The sequence below is a fragment of the Pseudobdellovibrio exovorus JSS genome (genome assembly GCF_000348725.1).
In the GTDB taxonomy this organism is placed as follows: domain Bacteria; phylum Bdellovibrionota; class Bdellovibrionia; order Bdellovibrionales; family Bdellovibrionaceae; genus Pseudobdellovibrio; species Pseudobdellovibrio exovorus.
The window spans coordinates 1,926,440-1,947,822 of sequence record NC_020813.1 but is presented as its reverse complement, the minus strand read 5'-3'; the positions used below and the strand labels follow the sequence as shown (position 1 = coordinate 1,947,822).

General features: G+C 41.8%; 20 protein-coding genes and 5 tRNA genes. All 25 read left to right on the top strand.

The genetic code is table 11. The features are described 5' to 3' along the window. Positions 1 to 35: 35 nt before the first annotated feature. The 25 genes from A11Q_RS09710 (at position 36) to rpsS (ending at position 21,377) form a co-directional block, all read left to right on the top strand. A complete protein-coding gene (locus A11Q_RS09710) occupies positions 36 to 641 on the top strand; it encodes a ZrgA family zinc uptake protein (RefSeq protein ID WP_015470632.1) in 606 nt (201 codons plus the stop codon). 4 nt (positions 642 to 645) lie between these two features. Beyond that, a complete protein-coding gene (locus A11Q_RS09705) occupies positions 646 to 1,167 on the top strand; it encodes a P-loop NTPase family protein (protein ID WP_015470631.1) in 522 nt (173 codons plus the stop codon). Positions 1,168 to 1,355: 188 nt separating this feature from the next. Then, positions 1,356 to 1,431: transfer RNA gene (locus A11Q_RS09700), tRNA-Thr, on the top strand. Between the two features lie 25 nt (positions 1,432 to 1,456). Further along, positions 1,457 to 1,542, top strand: a tRNA-Tyr gene (locus tag A11Q_RS09695). Between the two features lie 51 nt (positions 1,543 to 1,593). Beyond that, a tRNA-Gly gene (locus A11Q_RS09690) sits at positions 1,594 to 1,670 on the top strand. Positions 1,671 to 1,702: 32 nt separating this feature from the next. Next, a tRNA-Thr gene (locus A11Q_RS09685) sits at positions 1,703 to 1,777 on the top strand. A gap of 79 nt (positions 1,778 to 1,856) precedes the next feature. After that, positions 1,857 to 3,047 carry an elongation factor Tu gene (gene tuf, locus A11Q_RS09680; protein ID WP_015470630.1) on the top strand — a complete coding sequence of 397 codons (1,191 nt, stop codon included), beginning with the start codon at positions 1,857 to 1,859 and terminating at the stop codon, positions 3,045 to 3,047. 110 nt (positions 3,048 to 3,157) lie between these two features. Continuing rightward, positions 3,158 to 3,233, top strand: a tRNA-Trp gene (locus A11Q_RS09675). 88 nt (positions 3,234 to 3,321) lie between these two features. Next, on the top strand, positions 3,322 to 3,699 hold the full coding sequence (gene secE, locus A11Q_RS09670) for a preprotein translocase subunit SecE (RefSeq protein WP_015470629.1): 378 nt from the start codon (positions 3,322 to 3,324) through the stop codon (positions 3,697 to 3,699). A 13-nt stretch (positions 3,700 to 3,712) separates the two neighbouring features. Then, entirely contained in the window at positions 3,713 to 4,258 is a 546-nt protein-coding gene (gene nusG / locus A11Q_RS09665; protein ID WP_015470628.1) for a transcription termination/antitermination protein NusG, read from the top strand. An 87-nt stretch (positions 4,259 to 4,345) separates the two neighbouring features. Beyond that, positions 4,346 to 4,768, top strand: coding sequence for a 50S ribosomal protein L11 (gene rplK, locus A11Q_RS09660; RefSeq protein ID WP_015470627.1), 423 nt, complete (start codon positions 4,346 to 4,348; stop codon positions 4,766 to 4,768). A gap of 7 nt (positions 4,769 to 4,775) precedes the next feature. Continuing rightward, a complete protein-coding gene (rplA, locus tag A11Q_RS09655) occupies positions 4,776 to 5,474 on the top strand; it encodes a 50S ribosomal protein L1 (protein WP_015470626.1) in 699 nt (232 codons plus the stop codon). A 130-nt stretch (positions 5,475 to 5,604) separates the two neighbouring features. Continuing rightward, entirely contained in the window at positions 5,605 to 6,129 is a 525-nt protein-coding gene (rplJ, locus tag A11Q_RS09650) for a 50S ribosomal protein L10 (RefSeq protein ID WP_015470625.1), read from the top strand. A 42-nt stretch (positions 6,130 to 6,171) separates the two neighbouring features. Beyond that, positions 6,172 to 6,546, top strand: a complete 375-nt coding sequence (gene rplL, locus A11Q_RS09645; RefSeq protein ID WP_015470624.1) for a 50S ribosomal protein L7/L12 — start codon at positions 6,172 to 6,174, stop codon at positions 6,544 to 6,546. A 166-nt stretch (positions 6,547 to 6,712) separates the two neighbouring features. Further along, a complete protein-coding gene (gene rpoB, locus A11Q_RS09640) occupies positions 6,713 to 10,888 on the top strand; it encodes a DNA-directed RNA polymerase subunit beta (protein ID WP_015470623.1) in 4,176 nt (1,391 codons plus the stop codon). A gap of 22 nt (positions 10,889 to 10,910) precedes the next feature. Continuing rightward, complete coding sequence (gene rpoC / locus A11Q_RS09635; protein ID WP_015470622.1) at positions 10,911 to 15,017, top strand: DNA-directed RNA polymerase subunit beta'; 4,107 nt, start codon at positions 10,911 to 10,913, stop codon at positions 15,015 to 15,017. Between the two features lie 136 nt (positions 15,018 to 15,153). Then, a complete protein-coding gene (gene rpsL / locus A11Q_RS09630; protein ID WP_015470621.1) occupies positions 15,154 to 15,528 on the top strand; it encodes a 30S ribosomal protein S12 in 375 nt (124 codons plus the stop codon). A gap of 13 nt (positions 15,529 to 15,541) precedes the next feature. Continuing rightward, positions 15,542 to 16,015 carry a 30S ribosomal protein S7 gene (rpsG, locus tag A11Q_RS09625; RefSeq protein WP_015470620.1) on the top strand — a complete coding sequence of 158 codons (474 nt, stop codon included), beginning with the start codon at positions 15,542 to 15,544 and terminating at the stop codon, positions 16,013 to 16,015. A 12-nt stretch (positions 16,016 to 16,027) separates the two neighbouring features. Continuing rightward, entirely contained in the window at positions 16,028 to 18,127 is a 2,100-nt protein-coding gene (gene fusA, locus A11Q_RS09620) for an elongation factor G (RefSeq protein ID WP_015470619.1), read from the top strand. Between the two features lie 200 nt (positions 18,128 to 18,327). Beyond that, a complete protein-coding gene (gene rpsJ / locus A11Q_RS09615; protein ID WP_015470618.1) occupies positions 18,328 to 18,645 on the top strand; it encodes a 30S ribosomal protein S10 in 318 nt (105 codons plus the stop codon). Positions 18,646 to 18,658: 13 nt separating this feature from the next. Continuing rightward, a complete protein-coding gene (gene rplC, locus A11Q_RS09610; RefSeq protein WP_015470617.1) occupies positions 18,659 to 19,336 on the top strand; it encodes a 50S ribosomal protein L3 in 678 nt (225 codons plus the stop codon). Positions 19,337 to 19,338: 2 nt separating this feature from the next. Then, positions 19,339 to 19,965 (top strand): 50S ribosomal protein L4, encoded by a 627-nt coding sequence (gene rplD, locus A11Q_RS09605; RefSeq protein WP_015470616.1) that lies wholly within the window; start codon positions 19,339 to 19,341, stop codon positions 19,963 to 19,965. A 13-nt stretch (positions 19,966 to 19,978) separates the two neighbouring features. Continuing rightward, complete coding sequence (gene rplW / locus A11Q_RS09600) at positions 19,979 to 20,257, top strand: 50S ribosomal protein L23 (RefSeq protein ID WP_015470615.1); 279 nt, start codon at positions 19,979 to 19,981, stop codon at positions 20,255 to 20,257. A gap of 2 nt (positions 20,258 to 20,259) precedes the next feature. Next, a complete protein-coding gene (gene rplB, locus A11Q_RS09595) occupies positions 20,260 to 21,078 on the top strand; it encodes a 50S ribosomal protein L2 (RefSeq protein ID WP_015470614.1) in 819 nt (272 codons plus the stop codon). A gap of 8 nt (positions 21,079 to 21,086) precedes the next feature. Continuing rightward, a complete protein-coding gene (gene rpsS / locus A11Q_RS09590; RefSeq protein ID WP_015470613.1) occupies positions 21,087 to 21,377 on the top strand; it encodes a 30S ribosomal protein S19 in 291 nt (96 codons plus the stop codon). Positions 21,378 to 21,383: the final 6 nt, after the last annotated feature.

Here is a 21,383-nt window from a genome sequence, read left to right as displayed (position 1 = left end):
AGAAAATTTTGAAGATAAATTTAAAAGGAGTTTCTATGAAATTAAATGTAGGTGTAAAAATGGTGGGAATCGCTCTATTGATGGTTTCAAGCCTTGCGATGGCCCATGAGCATAAAGGTCACGATCACGGCCATGGAGCTAAACGTCGTCAACACGGGGCCCATCAACATGGAGCCGCTAATTTGGCGATTGCATTTGAGGGAGCTAAAGGAAAGATCGAATTTAAGTCTCCAAGTGATGGCGTGATTGGTTTCGAACACGAAGCTAAATCAGATAAAGACAAAGCCACTCAACAAACACAATTGGCGAAATTAGAAACAGCGATGCCCGAGATGGTTGCCTTTGACGCATCATTGGGATGTAAGCTGACAAAAGTTAAAGTAGACGTGGTTGTTGAATCTCACGACGAAGAAAAAACTACGGACAGCAAGAAAAAATCAAAACACAATCATGCAGCTCACAGCGACACTGTGGCGGAATTCGATGTGGCTTGTGATAAAAATCCAGAGGGCACAGAGGTTGTTTTCAATGTTCAACAGCACTTTCCAAAAGTGAAAAACGTAAGTGTTCAAGTGATTACGGACAATTTACAAAAAGCGATTTCGGTTAAGAAAAACGCGACTAAATTGGTATTAAAGTAATTCAGTGAAAATTGCCGTTATTGGTAATTCCTGCTCTGGAAAAACCACTCTGAGTCGTCAGCTAGCAAAGCACTACAAGATGACTCAGAGTTTGATTCATGTCGATAGCATTCAATTTCTATCTGGAATGCAATTAAGAGATCCTAAAGAAACCTGTGAAGTACTGAATAAAATCGCAGAACATGACGAGTGGATAATAGATGGCTTGGGCCCTCTTAGAACTATTGAAAATCGTCTTGAAAGAGCAGATCAAATTATCTGTATTCGTATTCCTCTGTGGCAAAACTATTGGTGGTGTGTGAAAAGACAAATAAAAGGTTTGTTTTTCAGACGTCCCGAATTGCCAAGTGGCTGTTTTGAATCGACGCCTCGTCAGACATTTAGACTGATGAAAACGATATGGAATGTTCACCATGGCCTATGGGTGCAGTTGGATCGGATATTTTTACGAGATATCTATCGTGGCAAAGTGATCTATGTCCGCAGCTCTAAAGAATTTAGTGCTTTGTTGAAACGCTATAAGTGATTGTTTTCTGTGCACATTTCATGGTTTTTAAGTAAAAAAACCTTATTTTTGAGCATAAAGGCCTAGATGAGCAGGCTAAGTTCTGGGTCTTGTAAAATGAGTTTGACCTCGGCCTTTTCATCCAGTAAAAATTCCAAGTTACGGCGTAACTGGATCGATTTCTACTTTGGCCCCGTTGTGTCTTATGTGCTGGTTTAGCTCAATTGGTAGAGCAGCTGATTTGTAATCAGCAGGTTGCGGGTTCGAGTCCCATAACCAGCTCCAAATTTTTGCGAGTACGCATTTTTTTGGATAGGTGCCCGAGTGGCTAAAGGGGGCAGACTGTAAATCTGCTGGCTTCGGTCTACGAAGGTTCGAATCCTTCCCTATCCACCATTTATCTCTAGCCGGATATAAAAAAATGCGTAGTCTCAAGAGTTTGAGGTTGCGGGAGTAGCTCAATTGGCTAGAGTATCTGCCTTCCAAGCAGAGGGTTGCGGGTTCGAGACCCGTCTCCCGCTCCAATTAACTTTTGGCTAATAAGGGTGATTTTATCGCCCGTGTAGCTCAGTGGTAGAGCACACCCTTGGTAAGGGTGAGGTCGTCGGTTCGGCTCCGATCACGGGCTCCATTATTTAGAGTTGATTTTTGCTTATTTAAAAATTAGTTTTGGTAACAAAGTTTATTAACAAATCTCTGCAGGAGGACAAATGTCTAAAGAGAAATTTAACCGCGCGAAACCGCATGTGAACATCGGTACTATCGGTCACGTTGACCATGGTAAAACAACTTTAACTGCTGCTATTACGACAACTCTTGCAGCTCAAGGTAAAGCACAAGCAATGGCTTACGACCAAATCGATAAGTCTCCAGAAGAAAAAGCTCGTGGTATTACTATCTCTACAACTCACGTTGAGTACGAAACTGACAATCGTCACTACGCTCACGTTGATTGCCCAGGCCATGCTGACTACGTTAAAAATATGATCACTGGTGCTGCTCAAATGGACGGCGCGATCCTAGTTGTTTCTGCTGCTGACGGTCCTATGCCACAAACTCGTGAACACATCCTTTTGGCTCGCCAAGTTGGTGTTCCAGCACTTGTTGTTTTCATGAACAAATGTGACATGGTTGACGATAAAGAATTACTTGAGCTTGTTGAAATGGAAGTTCGTGAATTGTTATCAAAATACGAATTCCCTGGTGACGAGATTCCAATAGTAAAAGGTTCTGCTAAACTTGGTTTAGAAGGTGACCAATCTGAATTGGGTCGTCCATCTATCTTGAAATTAATGGAAGCTTGTGATGCTTACATCCCACAACCTGCTCGTGCAGTTGATAAAACTTTCTTGATGCCAGTTGAGGACGTGTTCTCAATCTCTGGTCGTGGTACAGTTGTTACTGGCCGTGTTGAGCGTGGTATCGTTAAAGTGAATGACGAAGTTGAAATCATCGGTATTCGTCCAACTCAAAAAACAACAGTTACTGGTATCGAAATGTTCCGTAAGTTGTTAGATGAAGGTCAAGCTGGCGATAACTGCGGTGTTCTTTTACGTGGTACTAAAAAAGAAGAAGTTGAACGTGGTCAAGTTTTAGCTAAACCAGGTTCTGTTAAACCTCACAAAAAATTCAAAGGTGAAGCTTACATCCTGACTAAAGATGAAGGCGGACGCCACACTCCATTCTTCACTAACTACCGTCCACAGTTCTACTTCCGTACAACTGACGTGACTGGTGTTGTAACTCTTAAAGAGGGTGTTGAAATGGTTATGCCTGGTGATAAAGTTGAGATCAATGTTGAGTTGATCACTCCAATCGCTATGGAACAGTCTCTACGTTTCGCTATCCGTGAGGGTGGTCGTACTGTAGGTGCTGGTGTTGTTGTTGAAATTATCGAGTAGTAATTACACAGCGCATTAAACAGACATTCAAAAAATACGCCAAGGGGCAACTTAGCAGTTGTCCCTTTTGGCTTTTTAGAGTTATATTTTGCATCTTGTGTTTTAACCATAGGGCAATAGCTCCAGCGGTAGAGCGAACGACTCCAAATCGTTAGGTCGTGGGTTCGAATCCCTCTTGCCCTGCCATTTAGCGCGATTTCACGAAGTGATTTTATCAAGTGAAGCGTTGGATGAGCGTTGAAAAACACAAAGAAAAATAATGAGGTTGAGTACGATGGATAATACAAATTCGAAAATTGTAACTCTTAGTTTCCTTACATTTTCTGCGATCGTAGGTTTTACATTAGCTACATTGTTGAAAGTTTTCTCTGGCGCGTTCAGTGTGGTAGCAAGAGCGATGAATTATGATCTTGTTAGACATGGATTACCGATTGCGGTTGCCTTTGGTCTTTTTATTTATCTTCAGTTCAATAAAGGTATTTTGAAGTGGGCGGATGAAGTGATCGCAGAAGTGCGTAAGGTAGTTTGGCCACCAGCAAAAGACACTCGTGGGATGACTATCGTAGTTGTTATCATGGTTTTGATTTCAAGTGTGATCGTTAGCGTATTTGATATGTTCTCGGGTTTTGTTCTGAACCAGTTGATCAAGTAATTAAGGGGTTAGCATGGAAAAAAAATGGTACATCATTAACGTGCAAACTGGTTGTGAATCGACTGCAAAAACTGCAATCGAAGAAAGAATCAAATCTAACAAAATGGAAGCGCAGTTTGGTGATATTCTTATTCCGGCTGAAAGCGTTGTTGAGTTAGTTAAAGGGCAAAAAACAACGAAGTCTCGTAAGTTTTTCCCTGGTTATATTTTTGTAAACATGGTTCTGAGCGATCAGACATGGCACTTAGTTAAGAACTCTTCTAAAGTGAGTGGCTTCGTAGGAGCAGGTACTGGTGGCGCTAAAACTCGTCCTCCAGAGGTTCCAGAAGCTGAAGTTATGCGTGTGACTCAGCAGATGGCTGGTTTAGCTGAAAAACCAAAAGCAAAAGCGAACTTCTCTGTGGGTGAGCAAGTAACTGTAGTTGATGGCCCATTCAGTAACTTCAATGGAACTGTAGAAGACATCAATGAAGAAAAAGCTAAAGTTAAAGTTTTAGTAAGTATCTTTGGACGTCCAACTCCTGTTGAGTTGGATTTCATTCAGGTAGAAAAAAATTAGTTTTCAAACGAACTGAGCATGGGGCTCAGTTTGATAATTAAACCCTTGCTTGCGGCAACGTAAGCAAATGCAAAGTGGGATCACAAAATGGCAAAAAAAGTTACAGGTATGATCAAATTGCAAATACCGGCAGGGAAAGCGAATCCAGCTCCACCCGTTGGACCGGCACTTGGACAGCATGGGGTAAACATTATGGAGTTCTGTAAGCAGTTCAACGCTAAAACACAAGCGTTGGGTGATAGCATCGTGCCTATCATCATCACTGTTTACCAAGACCGTTCGTTTACATTCATCACTAAGACGCCTCCGGTATCTTCTTTGATCAAAAAGGCATTGAAATTAGAGTCTGGTTCAAAACAGCCTCAAAAAGACAAAGTCGGAAAAATCAAACAGGACCAAATCAAAACTATCGCAACTACTAAGTTGCCTGATTTAAACTGCGTTAAAGTAGAATCAGCTATGTCTCAAGTAGCCGGCACGGCGAAGAGCATGGGTATTGACGTAGAGTAGGTGCAAGATGGGTAAAAAATTCGTAGAGGCTTCTAAAAAAGTCGATTCAACAAAAAAATACTCTTTCGAAGATGGTATCAAACTAGCTGTAGACACTGCTCCAGCTAAATTTGACGAGTCTATCGACGTAGCTGTTCGCTTGGGTATTGACCCTAAGCAATCAGATCAACAAGTTCGTGGTGCTATCGCATTACCTCACGGTTTAGGTAAAACTGTACGTGTAGTTGTATTTGCTAAGGGCCCTAAAGAAAATGAAGCAAAAGCTGCTGGTGCTGATTATGTCGGAGCTGAAGACCTAGTTGAGAAAATCAATGGCGGTTGGTTAGATTTCGATAAATGTATCGCATCTCCAGATATGATGGCGACAGTTTCTAAAGTAGCTAAGGTTCTTGGACCTCGTGGTTTGATGCCAAACCCTAAGGTTGGAACTGTAACTATGAACGTTGGCGAAGCTGTTACAGCTGAGAAAAAAGGTAAGTTAGATTTCCGCGTTGATAAAGCAGGTATCGTACATGTTTCTATCGGACGTAAATCAATGGGCGCTGATAAATTGAAAGACAACTTCAATGCTTTCATTCAAGCGATCGTTAAAGCTAAGCCTGCTACATCTAAAGGTACTTACTTAAGATCTTTAAGCGTAGCTTCAACTATGGGTCCTGGTATCAAACTTGATGCAAATCAAGCGATGGCTGGATCTGCAGATTAGTAGATAAAACTAACAGAACGTCGCTGACGATTGGTGTTCGTAAGAACCTAAATTGAGCCGCAAAAATAGGTTTTGCAGCTTGAGCCACCCGAGACGGACGTTCTTAATTCTAACGAAGGGAGGTTCCGGTATGTTAAAAGCTGATAAAGATGCAGACATTAAATTGATCTCTGAAAAATTAGCACAAGCTAAAGGGGCCTTTGTCGTAGACTTTAAGGGCATTAAAGTGGAGCAAGTTACGAACTTACGTAAAAAGCTACACGCTGTAGAGTCTGAGATGAAGGTTGTGCGCAACACATTAGCGAAGCGCGCGTTCAAAGATCATCCGAAAGTAGAAGGTGCTTTTGACTCAACAATGGTTGGAACGAATGCAATCGTATTCGCATTCAACGAAGTTGTTGGCGTTGCAAAAACACTAGCTGATTTCGCGAAAGATGTTGAGGCTCTTAAGATCAAAACAGGTATTATGGACGGAGAAGCTCTTGATCAAAATAAGATCAAGTTCTTGGCTACATTACCAGGTAAAGATCAATTACGCGCTCAATTCCTGTGCTTGTTAAAAGAACCAAGTGCAAGATTGGCACGTGTATTAAACGAATATGCTACAAAGAATGGCGCACCAGCGGCTGAAGCTGCTCCTGCACCAGAAGCATAGTTGATAACTTAGTTTTAAATTAATTTTGGAAGGAAAAATTTTATGTCATTAACAAACGAACAATTAGTTGAAGCGCTTTCGAACAAAACAGTTCTTGAAATCGCTGAATTAGTAAAAACATTAGAAGAAAAATGGGGCGTATCTGCTGCTGCACCTGTAATGGTTGCTGGTGCAGGCGCTGGTGCTGGTGCAGCTGCTGAAGAAAAAACATCTTTCGATGTTATCTTAGCAGACGCTGGTGCTAACAAAATCAACGTGATCAAAGAAGTACGTGCGATCACTGGTTTAGGTTTAGCTGAAGCAAAAGCTTTAGTTGAAGCTGGCGGAAAAGCAGTTAAAGAAGGCGCTACTAAAGAAGAAGCTGAAAAAATCAAAAAGGCTTTGGAAACAGCAGGCGCGAAAGTTACTGTTAAGTAATTTTGTTTCTAATTTAATCTGGATGAGGGGCTCTGTTTTCTCATCCGGATTTTTGTGTTTTTAAGATATATACGAAATTCTATTTAATGTGGGCCTTGAAGATTTCCCCCCGAAGCGAAACTTCGATTTTAAAAGCTAAAAACAGCTTAATATTCTGGGAGACGGAATGAACCAAACTCCGATTACTGCATCTAATCTGAGAATTAGAAAATCGTTCGCAAAAAATAAACAAGTTATTGAAATTCCAAATCTGATCGAATTGCAAAAAAGATCATACGAAGCTTTCTTGCAAAGAGAAACTGATCCAGATCGTCGTGGTGATGAAGGTCTGAATGGTGTTTTTAAATCAGTATTTCCAATCTCTGATTTCAATAACACTTCGTCTTTAGAGTTCGTAAGTTACACTCTTGAGCCAGCTAAGTACGACGTAGACGAGTGCCGTCAACGTGGTATGACTTTCGCTGCTCCGATCAAAGTAACTCTACGTCTTATCGTTTTTGATATTGATGAAGAAACAGAAGCTCGCAGCATCCGCGATGTAAAAGAACAAGAAGTTTATCTGGGTGAAATCCCATTGATGACAGCTAACGGTTCTTTCATCATCAACGGAACTGAGCGTGTTGTTGTTTCTCAATTACACAGATCTCCGGGTGTTTTCTTTGACCACGATGGTGGTAAGAACAACGCTTCTGGTAAATTAATCTACTCTGCACGCGTGATTCCATACCGTGGTTCTTGGTTAGACGTTGAGTTCGACCAAAAAGACGTTATCCACGTTCGTATCGATCGTCGTCGTAAATTCCCTGTAACAATCTTGTTAAAAGCATTGGGTTACAATGTTGAGCAATTACTTGAGTACTTCTACGATCTAGATGAAATCGTAGTTAAAGGTAAATCTTTATATCGTAAGCTAGATATCGAAAGAATGTCTGGTCAAAGAGCGATTGCTGATATCGTGGATCCAAAATCAGGCGAGGTTCTGGTTAAAGCGGGTCGTCGTATCACACGTGCTATCGTTAAAAAAGTAAAAGACTTGAACTTAACTGAAGTTGAAGTTCAACCTCAAGATTTAGAAGGCAAAGTATTAGCTAAGCCTTTAATCGATGAGTCAACAGGTGAAATCATTGCAGATGCAAACAATGAATTAACTGTTTCAATTATTAAAAAAGCAGTTTCTGCTGGTATTGAAAACTTCTACTTAATTTTCTTCGATGGTCTAACTGTTGGTCCATTCTTAAGAAATACTTTGTTAGTTGATAAAGTTAACAACAAAGAAGAAGCTTTAATAGAAATCTACAAACGTCTACGTCCTGGTGAGCCTCCAGTAATGGAAGCGGCTGAAGCTTATTTCAATCGTCTATTCTTCGATGCAGAAGCGTATGACTTATCAGAAGTTGGTCGTATTAAAATCAATCACAAATTCGGTATCTCGATGGAAGAATGTCCTCCGAGCTTCCGCGTTTTAACTCATAAAGATATCTTGTCGACTGTAAGACACTTGATCGATCTGAAAAATGGTCGTGGTGTTGTTGATGATATCGATCACTTAGGTAATCGCCGTGTTCGTTCTGTGGGTGAGCTTTTAGAAAACCAATACCGCGTAGGTTTGGTTCGTATGGAAAGAGCCATCAAAGAGCGTATGTCATTGCAAGACGTAGAAACGATGATGCCACATGACTTAGTTAACGCTAAGCCAGTGAATGCCGTAGTGAAAGAGTTCTTCGGTTCTTCTCAATTATCTCAGTTCATGGATCAAACAAATCCATTATCTGAGATCACTCACAAACGTCGTCTATCTGCACTTGGACCCGGAGGTCTGACTCGTGACCGCGCTGGTTTCGAAGTACGTGACGTACATCCGACGCATTACGGACGTATTTGCCCGATCGAGACTCCAGAGGGACCAAACATCGGTCTTATCGCGTCTTTGTCGACTTATGCTCGTATCAACAGCTATGGTTTCATCGAGACTCCGTACCGCAAAGTTGAAGGTGGACGTGTTTCATCTGAAATTCACTACATGTCAGCTCTTGAAGAGGGTGGACACTTTATCGCTCAAGCTCCGACTGATGAAAAATACAGTAAGGAATTGGGACAAGGTAACTTAACTGTACGCCGTGATGGTGAGTACGAGTTAGTTGACCGTGAAAAAGTATCTTTGATGGACGTTTCTCCGTCACAGTTGGTTTCTATCGCAGCTTCTTTGATCCCATTCTTAGAGCATGATGATGCCAACCGTGCCTTGATGGGATCGAACATGCAACGTCAAGCGGTGCCTCTGTTGAAATCTCGCGCTCCATTGGTTGGTACTGGCGTTGAGCGCTTAGTGGCGCGTGACTCTGGAACTTCAGTTGTTTCTTCTAACGATGGTATCGTGGAAGAAGTGGATGCTTCTCGTATCGTGGTTCGTCGTCTTGCTAAAGGCGGTGAATTGGGAGCGAACGTTGATATCTACAACTTAACGAAGTACCAACGTACAAACCAAAATACATGTTTCAATCAAAAACCAATCGTTAAAAAAGGTGATAAAGTCTTCAAAGGCGACATCATCGCGGATGGTCCATCTACAGAGTTAGGTGAATTGGCACTTGGACAAAACATCCTTGTCGCGTTCACTCCTTGGATGGGTTACAACTTCGAGGATTCTATCTTGATTTCAGAAAGACTTCTGAAAGAAGACACGTACACTTCAGTTCACATTGAAGAGTTCGAATGTATCGCTCGTGACACTAAATTAGGTAAAGAAGAGATCACACGTGATATCGCTAACGTTGGTGAAGAAGCGTTAAAAGATCTTGATACTTCAGGTATCATCCGTATCGGTGCAGAAGTTAAACCGGGTTACATCTTAGTTGGTAAAGTAACTCCTAAAGGTGAAACTCAGTTATCACCTGAGGAGAAATTATTACGCGCGATCTTCGGTGAAAAAGCCGGTGACGTTCGTGATACATCTTTACGTGTTCCATCTGGTGTTTACGGAACTGTTATCGATGCGCAAGTTTACTCTCGTGAAGGTGCTGACCGCGACGAGCGTTTAGCTTCTATCATCGAAGAAAAACGTATCAAATTAGAAAAAGATCTTGTTATCGAACAAAACGTTATCCGCAATAACGCTATCGAAAAATTGCGTGAAATCGTGATCGGTAAGAAAACAACTGGTATTCTTCTAAATGAAGATGGAAGTGTTAAGCTTTTAAATAAAGGCCAAGACATCACATCTGCAGACTTAGAAACAATTCCATTTGAGCTTTTGAGCTACTTACCTCTTGAGCAAGATTTAGAATTCCAAGTTAGCAAAATCATCGATGGCGCTCGTAACCAATTAGATGCTGTTAAGTTAGTATTTAATGAAAAAATCGACCGCTTGAAAAAAGGTGACGAGTTACCTCCAGGCGTAATCAAAATGGTTAAAGTTTACGTTGCTATTAAACGTAAATTGCAAGTCGGTGATAAATTCGCCGGACGTCATGGTAATAAGGGTGTTGTTTCAAAAGTATTACCTCAAGAAGACATGCCTTACTTAGCTGACGGAACTCCGGTTGACATGGTTCTGAACCCGCTGGGCGTACCTTCGCGTATGAATATCGGTCAGATCCTTGAAGTTCACTTGGGTTGGGCCGCTCATAACTTGGGTAAACAAATCCAAGAACAATTAGAAAAATTCGATGCAGACTCTATGAGAGCTAAAATGAAAGAGATCTACCAAGATACTGACATTTCAGCAAAAGTAGATAAAGCAGACGAGACTTCATTGAAGAAGATGGCAGTTGCAATCAAAGATGGTATCCACGTTGGAACACCGGTATTTGATGGTGCGCATGAATCTGATATGCGTGATCTGTTGAAGAAAGCTGAGTTAGCGACAACTCAATCTATCTTGATTGATGGTCGTACGGGCGAGCCGTTCAGCAACGCGGTTACAGTCGGTATCATGTACATGTTGAAACTTCATCACTTGGTTGAAGAGAAGATCCATGCTCGTTCAATTGGACCTTACTCTCTAGTTTCTCAGCAGCCACTTGGCGGTAAAGCGCAATTCGGTGGTCAGCGTTTAGGGGAAATGGAAGTTTGGGCGATCGAAGCTTACGGTGCTGCTTACTCACTACAAGAGTTCCTGACTGTTAAGTCGGATGACGTAGCGGGTAGAACTCGTATGTACGAAAGTATCGTACGCGGCGAGAACATCCTTGAGCCGGGATTGCCAGAGTCATTTAACGTATTAATCAAAGAACTTCAGTCGTTAGCGATGAACGTGGAATTGGTTGAGTCAGACATCTTAACAGATGACGAGCCTTTAACTGATGATCCAGAGTCAAACGCAAATGAACCGGTTCAACACTAACGAGTAGAAGTAGGAGATTACTGTGAGAGATTTATTAAATTTTTTCGACAAACCAAAAGATCCACTTTCGTTTGATGCCGTTAGAATTTCATTGGCTTCGCCTGAAATGATCCGTGAATGGTCATTCGGTGAAGTTAAAAAACCAGAAACAATCAATTACCGTACGTTCAAACCTGAGCGTGACGGTTTGTTCTGTGCTAAAATTTTCGGTCCAATCAAAGATTATGAATGCCTATGCGGTAAATACAAACGTATGAAATACCGCGGTGTTATCTGTGAAAAGTGTGGCGTTGAAGTTACACAAACTAAAGTTCGTCGTGAGCGCTTAGGTCACATCGAGCTTTCGTCTCCGGTAGCGCACATCTGGTTCTTAAGATCATTGCCTTCACGTATCGGTAACTTACTTAACCTTTCATTGAAAGATGTTGAGAAGGTTCTTTACTGTGAATCATACATCGTGATTGATCCGATGGAGACAACACTTGAAGAAGGTGCTGTTCTTTCTGAAGAAGCGTACCAAGCAGCTCTTAATGAGTTCGGTCCAAGCTTCAAAGCGGGTATGGGCGGCGAGTCTGTACGTGAGATGTTGCGTAAAATTGACTGCGAGTACTTGTCTCGTAAGTTAAGAATGGAATTGAAAGAAACAAAATCAGAAGCGGGTATTAAAAAATTATCTAAGCGTCTGAAAGTAGTTGAAGCGTTCAAAGGTTCTTCTAATAAGCCCGAATGGATGATGTTAGAAGCGCTTCCTGTATTGCCACCTGATTTACGTCCATTGGTTCCATTGGATGGCGGTCGTTTCGCGACTTCAGATCTAAATGATCTTTATCGCCGCGTAATCAATCGTAATAATCGTTTGAAACGTCTTCAAGAGCTGAACGCTCCGGATATCATCATCCGCAATGAAAAACGTATGTTACAAGAAGCGGTTGATGCATTATTGGATAATGGTCGTCGTGGTAAAACATTTACTGGTCCGAATAAACGTCCTCTTAAATCTTTAAGTGACATGCTTAAAGGTAAACAAGGTCGTTTCCGTCAAAACTTATTGGGTAAACGTGTGGACTACTCTGGTCGTTCGGTTATTACCGTTGGACCAACACTGAAATTACATCAGTGCGGTTTACCTAAGAAAATGGCGTTAGAACTTTTCAAACCATTTGTTTACAACAAATTGGAAGAAAAAGGTTTGGCGACTACAATCAAGCAAGCAAAACGCTTAGTAGATCAAGAAACTGTAGAAGTATGGGATATCTTGGCTGAAGTGGTAAAAGAGCATCCAGTATTACTGAATCGTGCTCCTACTCTTCACAGACTAGGTATCCAAGCTTTCGAACCTGTATTACATGAAGGTAAAGCAATCCAATTGCATCCGTTAGTGTGTACTGCGTTCAATGCCGACTTCGATGGTGACCAAATGGCCGTTCACGTTCCGTTGTCAGTAGAAGCGCAAGTGGAAGCTCGCGTGTTGATGATGTCGACGAACAACATCTTGTCTCCAGCCAATGGTAAACCAATCATCAATCCATCTCAGGACGTTGTCTTGGGATTGTACTGGATGACTCGTATCCGCCCAGGTGCTAAAGGCACGGGTAAAGTATTCGCATCTGTTCAAGAGGCGACATACGCATACGAAGCAGGTTTGGTTGATATTCAAGCGGCTTGTAAAGTTAAAATTAAAGGTAAAATCGAAGAGACTTCTGTAGGTCGCGCTATTCTTTCTGACGCTGTTCCTAAAGAGGTGCCATTCGCGTCTATCAATACAGTGATGAGTAAAAAAGCGATTGCTGCATTGATCGATACAACTTTCCGTCACGCAGGTGCGAAAGCAACTTGTATCTTAGCTGACCAGATCATGCAGTTGGGTTTCAAATACTCAACATTAGCAGGTCTTTCGATTTCATTGGATGACATGATCATCCCTGAATCAAAAGCGGGTATGATTGCCGATGCTGAAAAGCATGTTGAAGAAATTCAACAGCAATACGATGAAGGTTTGATTACAGATGGTGAGCGCTACAATAAGGTAGTGGATATCTGGGCACAAACTTCAGACAAAGTTGCTAAAGAGATGATGAGTCAGATCGAAAAGCAAAAATTCGTTGTTGATGGCAAAGAAATCGTAGGCCCTTCATTCAATCCTATCTATGTCATGGCTGACTCGGGAGCCCGTGGTTCCTTCAATCAGTTGCGTCAGTTGGGTGGTATGCGTGGTCTAATGGCGAAACCTTCTGGTGAGATCATCGAGACTCCGATCACGGCGAATTTCCGTGAAGGTTTAACGGTTCTTCAGTACTTCATTTCAACTCACGGTGCGCGTAAAGGTTTGGCCGATACCGCTCTTAAAACTGCGAACTCAGGTTACCTGACTCGTCGTTTAGTTGACGTAGCTCAAGACGTAGTTGTTTCTGAAATCGACTGCGGAACGACTGAAGGCTTAGATATCATTCCTGTATACGAAGCTGGTGAAATCATTCAAGGTATCGGCGAGCGTATTTTAGGTCGTACGCCGTTACATGATATCGTTGATCCAACTAACAACACTATCTTGGTTAAAGCGAATAGCGAAATCGATGAAACTGCTGTTAAGAAAATCGATGATTTAGGTATCGAAAAAGTAACCATCCGTTCAGCTTTAACTTGTGAAGCTAAACGTGGTGTTTGTGTGAAATGTTATGGCCGTGATTTAGCTCGTGGTGCGACTGTTAACTTAGGTGAAACAGTTGGTATTATTGCGGCTCAATCTATCGGTGAGCCGGGTACTCAGTTAACGATGAGAACGTTCCACTTAGGTGGTGCGGCATCTCGTTCAGTTGAGCAATCAGTTCATACATCTCGTTACGAAGGTACTTTAAAACTTGTTAACGTTCAGTCTGTTAGAAACCGCAACGGTAAATTGACAGTGATGAATCGTAACGGACAGGCTTTAGTTATCGACGAAACAGGTCGTGAGCGTGAGAACTTTAAATTAGTTTACGGTACTGTATTAAGCTACAACGAAGGCGACAAAGTGGCTAAAGGCGCAACTGTTGCTGAGTGGGATCCATATTCTAATCCGATTATCTCTGAGGTAACGGCTAAGATTCAATTCCAAGATATCGTTGAAGGTGTGACGATGTCAGAGCAGGTTGACCCTGTTACTGGTTTCGCTACTAAAGTTATTACAGAGTCAAAATCTTCTGATAACAAACCGACAGTATTGTTGGTTGATGAGAGTGGAAAAGTATTGAACTTGCCAGGTCGTGAGATCCCAGCTCGTTATATGATTCCAGTTGGAGCTCAGTTGTTAGTGACTGACGCACAAGATGTACATGCCGGTGACGTTATTGCGAAAATGCATCGTGAAACATCTAAAACAAAAGATATCACGGGTGGTCTTCCGCGTGTTGCTGAGTTATTCGAAGCACGTAAACCTAAAGAAGCTGCTATCATCTCTGAAATCGATGGTTATGTAACTTTCGGTAAAGACGTAAAAGGTAAACAACGTGTAATCGTTACTCCTGAAATCGGTGAGCAACGTGAATACTTGATTCCTAAAGGTAAACACGTAGCGGTACGTGAGGGTGAGTTTGTAAGAGCCGGTGAGGCGCTTATGGATGGACCAACGAATCCGCATGACGTATTAGCGGTATTGGGTGCTAACGCATTGTCAGCGTACTTAGTGAACGAAGTTCAAGAAGTTTACCGCTTGCAAGGTGTGGGTATCAATGACAAGCACGTTGAAGTCATCGTTCGTCAAATGTTACGTAAAGTTGAAGTTATTGACGCTGGAGACACTCGCTTCTTATCTGGTGAACAGGTAGAGCGCACAACTTTCAATGCTGAAAATGAACGTGTATTAAGAGAAGGCGGACAAATCGCAACAGCGAAATCGCTACTACTTGGTATCACAAAAGTTTCATTGAGCACTGAAAGCTGGATTTCAGCGGCATCTTTCCAAGAAACGACAAAAGTTTTAACGGAAGCTGCAATCAACTCAAAAACTGACCACTTACGTGGCCTAAAAGAAAACATCATCATGGGTCGCTTAATCCCTGCGGGAACAGGTCTAACGTCTTATAAACGTTGGAAAGTTGTTGTGACTGAGGATGAAGAGATGGAATCAGCAGCATTGCCAATGGGTGGCTAGTTGCTTAAAAATTAAACAACAGTGGCTTTATAACCTGAAGCCACTGAGGTCAAGAAAATGACTTGACGATGACTTCGGTTGTCGTTAATTTGTCGAACTTGGTTAAATATTTAACTAGATAATAAAGGGGATCGAAGTGCCTACAATTAACCAGCTGATCAAGAAAGAGCGTAGCGTTCAAAAGAACCAAACTAAATCGCCAGCTCTAGCGAAATGCCCGCAAAAACGTGGCGTTTGCACTCGTGTTTACACGACAACACCAAAAAAACCGAATTCAGCTTTAAGAAAAGTTGCAAAAGTTCGTTTGTCTAACGGTTTTGAAGTGATTTCATACATTCCGGGTATCGGACATAACCTTCAAGAGCATAGCGTTGTTATGATTCGTGGTGGTCGTGTGAAAGATTTACCAGGTGTTCGTTACCATATCATCCGTGGAACTCTTGACTTACAAGGTGTTAACGGTCGTTTGAGAAGCCGCTCTAAGTATGGCGCTAAGAAACCTAAGAAATAGTTTGAGGTAGAGTATGTCACGTCGTAATCGCAAATTTAAAAGAGAAATCATTCCAGATCCAGTTTACAAAGACATCGTCGTTGCTAAATTTATCAATAAAATTATGGAACGCGGTCAAAAATCAACTGCTCAAAAGCTTTTTTACGGAGCTTTAGAAGAGTTGAAAGGTAAAGTTCCTGGTGAAGAATCAATCGCAGTTATGAAGAAAGCGTTGGAAAACGTTAAGCCTTCTATCGAAGTACGTTCACGCCGTGTTGGTGGTGCAACTTACCAAGTACCTGTTGATGTTCGTCCAACTCGTCGTTTGACTTTAGCTATGCGTTGGTTAGTTGAGTACTCTCGCGCTCGTGGCGAAAAAGACTTCACTAAAAAATTAGCAGGTGAGTTATTAGACGCTTACAACAATCGCGGTAACTCTATTAAGAAAAAAGAAGATGTGCATAAAATGGCTGAATCAAATAAAGCTTTTGCACACTACAACTGGTAATCAAAAATCTAGATGTCAGCGAATTCTGTTAAAACTGAAGCTGATCTTAAGTTCACTCGAAATATCGGCATCATGGCTCACATTGATGCCGGTAAAACTACCACCACCGAACGCATTCTTTTCTACACAGGTAAAAATCATAAAATAGGTGAAGTTCACGACGGTGCAGCCACTATGGACTGGATGCCGCAGGAACAAGAGCGTGGTATTACTATTACCTCTGCGGCCACCACTGCCTTTTGGAAAAACTCTCGATTCAATATCATCGATACTCCGGGCCACGTTGACTTCACAATTGAAGTTGAAAGATCTCTTCGCGTGTTGGATGGAGCTATTGCGGTATTCGATGCAGTTAATGGTGTAGAGCCACAATCTGAAACTGTCTGGAGACAGGCGAACAAATATAAAGTTCCGCGCATTTGTTTCGTCAATAAAATGGATCGCGTTGGTGCTGACTTCGAAATGAGTGTTGGCACTATCAAAGATAAATTAGATGCGTATCCGATTAAATTACAAATTCCAATTGGTGCAGAAGATCAGTTCCAAGGTGTAATCGATCTTCTGACAAAAAAAGCTTACGTTTGGAAAAGTTCAACAGATCATACATTTGAAGAGACTGCGATCCCTGCGGATTTGATGTCACTAGTTGAAACCGAAAATGCCAACACAGTCGAAAAGATATGTGAGTTGGATGATGCCTTAACTGAAAAATTTCTGAATGGCGAGACGCCTTCTTTAGAAGAGCTCAAAGCCGCATTAAGAAAAGCGACTATTGAATTGAAAACATTCCCAGTCTTCTGCGGAGCCGCTTTCAAAAACAAAGGTATTCAGCAATTGCTCGATGCAGTTATTGATTACTTGCCGAGTCCACTTGATATTCCATCTGCAGTTGGTATGAACCCTGTGAAGGAAGAGTTGAGTGTGGAATGTCATACTCGCTTTGATGAGCCAGCTGCTGCGATTGCATTTAAGTTGGCGAACGATGCCTTTGCCGGTTCGTTAACCTACATCCGTGTTTACTCGGGAATTGTAAAAGTGGGTGAACAACTTTTCAATCCACGTACCGAGAAAAAAGAGCGCGTGCAAAAAATCGTGAAGATGCATGCAAACGCGCGCGAAGAAGTGAGCGAGTTAAAAGCTGGTGATATCGGAGCGATCATCGGTTTAAAATTTACGTCTACAGGTGATACGTTGTGTGATTCGCATCGCTTAGTTGTATTTGAATCAATGGTATTCCCAGAGCCAGTTATCTCTGTTGTTGTAGAGGCGAAGTCTTCTGCTGACCAAGATAAAATGTTAGAAGGTTTGCAACGTTTAGAAAAAGAAGATCCATCATGCCGTTTGCGTACAGATGTCGAGACAGGACAAATTCTGTTGTCGGGTATGGGCGAACTTCACTTGGATATTCTAGTTGATCGTCTTCTGCGTGAACATAAAGTACAGGCGAATGTAGGACGTCCTCAAGTGGCTTATCGTGAGTCTATTGCTGCAGCCACATCGACAGAATATACTTTTGAACGTCAGTTGGGATCGGAAGAAAAATTTGCTCAGGTGACTGTTGAGATTGAACCTATAGCGGCAGCAGAAGGTGTAAAAATCACTTCGAGTGTGCAGCCGAGCAAAGAGATCCAGCCAAATTGGATCAGAGCTTGTGAGAATGGCTTAAAAGAAGCTTCTGAAGTGGGGCCGATTGCCAGCTATTCTATGACGGGCTTAAAAATAAACATAAAATCAATTATTGGAAAACCTCAGATTACAGACGAGATCGCCTGTAAGGCGGCAGGCTCTTTGGCTTTCCGTGAAGCTGTCAAAAAAGTAGACGCTTTATTGTTAGAACCTATTTTCCGTTTAGAAGTGACTTGCCCTGATGAATTTGTAGGCAATGTTGTCGGAGATTTGAATTCGCGCCGAGGAAAAGTTCTTAACATGACGGTTAAACCAATGCAGGGACAGGTTATACAGGCCGAGGTGCCACTGGCGCAGCTTTTCGGGTATGCGACCGATGTGCGCAGCTTATCGCAGGGTAGAGCCTTTTTTAGCATGGAATTCCAAGAATACGCTCCTGTTCCGCCGAAAGTCCGTGCCGAAATCCTTCAAAAACTAGGTCGCTAAACTGAGGTCTTTACCTCGGCTTTTACCCTCGTAAATACCAGTTAGATACCCCTAAAAAATATTATTAAATAGCCATTGACTTTAGGTCTGGCTTCTTTCATATTCTCCTTTCTTGTTAACGCTACGGAAACCTCCATATTCAAAGCAGTCATGCTCTGTGGGTAAAAGGTTTTGGCGGGCAGAACTAGGAAAAGAGAGTTATGCAAAGTCAAAAAATACGTATCAGGCTGAAAGCCTTTGATCATAAATTACTTGATCAATCGACAAAAGAAATCGTTGAGACAGCAAAACGCACTGGCGCTAAAATCGCTGGTCCGATTCCGCTTCCAACTCGTATCAACCGTTTCACGGTATTGAGATCTCCTCACGTAGATAAAAAATCTCGTGAGCAATTCGAAGTCCGTACTCACAAAAGAATGCTCGATATTTTAGAGCCGACACAACAGACAATTGATCAATTGATGAAATTAGATCTATCTGCTGGTGTTGATGTTGAAATCAAACTTTCTGCTAACTAAGAAGGGGTAGGAAATGAGCGAAGTACAAAACTCAGAAACTCAAGCTCCTTCTGCTGAAGGTATCAAACTTAATGGTTTGTTTGCTTTCAAAGAAGGTATGGCAACAGTTTATAACGAAAAAGGCGAGTCAATTCCTGTGACTGTTTTACGTTATGAAACTTGGAAAGTTTCTCAAATTAAAACTCAAGAAAAAGATGGATACACTGCTGTTCAGTTAGCTGCTGTTCCTAAAAAATCTAAAAATGCTTCAGGTGCTGAAACAGCTCACTTGAAAGCTGCAGGTTTCGAAGCTGGTGCAAAATACGTTAAAGAATTACGTACAGATGCATTACCAGATGGTTTGAAACTTGGTGACGCTTTATCGATCGACACTTTAGCAAAAGGTGACGTTGTTAAAATCACTTCGACTTCTAAAGGTCGCGGTTTCCAAGGTTCAGTTCGTCGTTGGAACTTTGCGGGCGGTCCTGCAACTCACGGATCTAAATTCCACAGAAAACCGGGTTCTTCTGGTAACAGAACATGGCCAGGTCGTGTAATGCCAGGTAAGAAATTTCCAGGTCACTGGGGTGATGAAACAATCACAGTTAAAAACGTAGTGGTTGTGGATGTTATTGCAAGCGAAGGCGTAGTTTTGGTTAAGGGACCAGTTCCTGGTAGCAAAAATACTCTTGTTAAGCTGGTGAAGGGGTAATCATGGCTACAGTTAATGTTATAAATTGGAAAAAAGAAAAAGTTGGCCAAGTTGATTTAGCTGCTAATGTTTTTGAAGTAGAAGTTAAAAATGAAGTTTTACACTCTGTTGTAAGATGGCAATTGGCTTCTCGTCGTCAAGGTACGCACATGACTAAAACTAAAGGTTTAGTCAGCGGTGGTGGTAAAAAGCCATTCAAACAAAAAGGAACAGGTAATGCCCGTCAAGGTTCTACTCGTTCTCCGTTGATGCCAGGCGGTGGTACTATGTTCGGTCCAGTACCTCGTAACTACGCTTATGTATTACCTAAGAAAATGAGAAAAGTAGGTCTTTCAATGGCTCTTTCTCACTTATTCAAAGAAGGCAAATTGTTCGTAGTGGACAGCATGGCTTCTGAAGGTAAGACAGCGGAATTGAACAAAAGATTAAAAAGCTTTGGTATTAAAAAAGCAGTTTTAGTTGATGAAGTTTCTGATGAGAAATTTCAACTAGCAGCGCGCAACTTACAAAATTTCAAATACGCGCCAGTTGCTGGTATCAACGTATTCGACTTATTGAAGTTCGATGCGGCTGTAATCACTAAAAATTCTATTAACAAAATCGTCGAGCGCTGCTCGTTAGAAAAGTAATTGGAGAAATAAGATGAAACAAATTATCAAATCTCCACTGATCACTGAGAAAAACACGAATCTGTCTGAAGCAGGTGTTTATGTATTCGAAGTACACAGAGAAGCTACGAAGCCTGAAATCAAAAAGGCTATCGAAACTGGTTTTTCTGTAAAAGTACAAGGAATCAGAACTGCAGTTTGCCGCAGTGATATGAAGTACAACAAGTTTGGTCTTTCTAAAATCCGCAGATGGAAGAAGGCTTACGTTAAACTTGCTGCTGGACAAAAAATTTCATTGTTTGAGGGAGCTTAATCATGGGTTTAAAAGTTTACAGCCCGAGATCACATGGTAGCAGAGGCAGAATCGGTTTTGACTTCGCTGAGATCACTAAAACGACTCCAGAGAAATCATTAACAGTTCCTCTTAAAAAGAAATCTGCACGTAACAATCACGGTCAAATTACAATGAGACACGTGGGTGGCGCTCATAAAAGACGTTACCGTTTAGTGGATTTCAAAAGAACTAAGTTAGAAGTTCCAGGTACAGTTGCTGCGATCGAATACGATCCAAATCGTACTTGCCGTATCGCTTTAGTTAACTATAAAGACGGTGAAAAAGCTTACATCTTGGCTCCTGTGGGTCTGAATGTTGGTGACACTGTTGTTTCTAGTAACAAAGCGGATATTAAACCGGGTAACTGCTTAACATTATCTGCAATCCCTGTAGGTACTGTTATTCATAATGTTGAGTTAAGACCTGGTAAAGGTGGTCAAATCTGTCGCGGTGCCGGTGCATCTGCAACTTTGGCTGGTAAAGGTGAAATGTACTGTCAGGTTCGTCTTCCTTCTGGTGAATTGAAGCAAGTTCTTTCTACTTGTAAAGCTTCAATCGGCCAAGTTGGTAACACTGATAACGAAAACATCAAGTTGGGTAAAGCCGGTGCATCTCGTTGGAGAGGTATCCGTCCGGGCGTTCGTGGTATGGCCATGAATCCGGTTGACCATCCACTCGGTGGTGGTGAGGGTGTAGGTAAAGGACACCATCCTGTAACTCCTTGGGGTAAACCATCTAAAGGTTACAAAACTCGCCATAATAAGAGAACTAACTCTTCAATCATTAAACGTCGTAAATAGGAGACACTGTGGCACGTTCGATTAAAAAAGGACCTTTTGTTGATTTGCACCTTGGTAAAAAAATTGAGAATGCAATTCAAAAAAATGACAAAAAAGTAATTAAGACATGGTCACGTCGTTCTACAATCCTTCCTGAATGCATCGGCTTGACTTTTGCGGTGCATAATGGAAGAAAGTTCGTACCTGTTTACATAACTGAAAACATGGTTGGGCATAAGTTGGGCGAATTTGCACCAACTCGTACTTTCCAAGGCCATGCCGAGAAAAAAGCTACGAGCTCAGCTCCTGGCAAGAAGTAGTGGTGG